At 61.6% G+C, this 1437-nt stretch carries 2 protein-coding genes and 1 pseudogene; 2 read left to right on the forward strand and 1 reads right to left on the reverse strand.

Annotated features, from left to right (window positions below):
* Nucleotides 1-540, forward strand: a pseudogene (locus ABT116_RS46035) (hemin transporter); the annotation flags it as partial.
* 92 nt (nucleotides 541-632) lie between these two features.
* The gene (locus ABT116_RS46040; protein ID WP_351647152.1) at nucleotides 633-1256 is read left to right on the forward strand and encodes a LysE family translocator; all 624 of its coding nucleotides are present in this window, start codon (nucleotides 633-635) and stop codon (nucleotides 1254-1256) included.
* Between the two features lie 2 nt (nucleotides 1257-1258).
* Here ABT116_RS46040 and ABT116_RS46045 read toward each other — a convergent pair whose 3' ends face one another.
* Nucleotides 1259-1375: an acyl-CoA synthetase family protein gene (locus ABT116_RS46045; RefSeq protein WP_351647154.1), complete on the reverse strand. Its 117-nt coding sequence runs from the start codon at nucleotides 1373-1375 to the stop codon at nucleotides 1259-1261.
* Nucleotides 1376-1437 lie beyond the last annotated feature (62 nt).

A 1437-nucleotide genomic window follows, 5' to 3' on the forward strand; every position in this document is an offset into this window, starting at 1 on the left:
TGGCGGATCAGCGTCAAGCGAATCTCCGGAACTCCCGACGGTGAAGTATCGAACTTCCTCTACAACAACGTATTCGAAGGTCAAGAACTCTCCGTCACCACACCTTTCGGCGATCTCACCATGCCGGACGACAACTCACCGCTCCTGCTCGCATCGGCCGGAATCGGTTGCACACCGATGATCGGCATGCTCAATCATCTTGCCGATACCGGCGCACAGCGTCCCGTCTCCGTCATTCATGCTGATCGATCCATCGCAGATCATGCTCACCGAGCAGAACTCAGCACGCTCGTCGACAAGATTCCCGCAGCAACCCTGCACCGCTGGTACGAGGACCTCGGCACGCATGTGCCCTTCGGATCGGTTCACGAAGGCCGAGCCGATCTGCGTGACATCACCGTAGAGCCGGATACCCAGGCGTTCCTCTGCGGGCCGATGCCGTTCATGTTGGCGATGCGCGCATCGTTGCTCGAACGCGACGTCCCGGCGCAGAATATCCACTACGAGGTCTTCGGTCCCGACAGCTGGGCCAATACCTGAGCGGACCACTGTCTGCGAACTGGACCTTGGCCTGCCACGGTAACCCCTTGTGTACTCGACGGAATATCCAGATCGAGTAGTGGGAGACCGACATGATCACGTCAGCGTCGATGACGGGAGTCGCGCTGATCGCCCTGGCGATGGTTCTGACACCGGGCCCCAACATGATTTACCTGGTGTCCCGCAGCATCAGCCAGGGCCGCCGGGCAGGTTTGATCTCGCTCGCCGGAGTCGCAACCGGTTTCCTGGTCTACCTCGCCGCCACGTGTGCCGGGCTGACGGCGGTTCTCTTCGCCGTACCCACGGTGTTCACCGCGGTGAAAATCGGCGGCGCCCTGTATCTGGCCTATCTCGCCTGGTCGACACTCCGACCAGGTGGGAAGTCCGCCTTCGAGGTGGGCGAGGTCGACCGCCACGGTAGCGGCCGTCTGTTCGGGATGGGGTTGACCACGAATCTGCTCAATCCCAAGATCGCTCTGATGTACGCGGCACTGATCCCCCAGTTCGTCGATCCCACTGCGGGTCCGGTCTGGCAACAGGCACTCGTACTCGGCGGCGTGCAGATCCTGGTCGCAGTCACCGTCAACGCGTTGATCGTGTGCTGTGCGGCAGCCGTGTCGACCTTCCTCATGGCGCGTCCGGTGTGGATGCGGGCTCAGAAATGGCTAGCTGGTGGCATTCTCGGAATCTTCGCCACCCGCATGGCCCTGGAGTAGTTTCAGTCCTTCGGACGTTGGTCGATCAGACGACGCGCTTTACCGATCGAGCGTTCGAGTCCGCCCGGTTCGAGCACGTTCACCTCGACCGTGACACCGATCTTGTTCTTCACCAGCACCCGACCGTCAAGCCGTTCGACGACCCCAAGGTGCGGCAGGCCATCTCGTACGCCATCGACCG

Origin of the sequence: Streptomyces sp. NPDC002130, from assembly GCF_040296465.1 — a bacterium.
Taxonomy (GTDB): Bacteria; Actinomycetota; Actinomycetes; order Streptomycetales; family Streptomycetaceae; genus Streptomyces.

Coding starts and splice junctions, on each gene's coding strand:
- ABT116_RS46040 (WP_351647152.1), top strand. CDS start 633: ATGATCACGTCAGCGTCGATGACGGGAGTCGCGCTGATCGCCCTGGCG.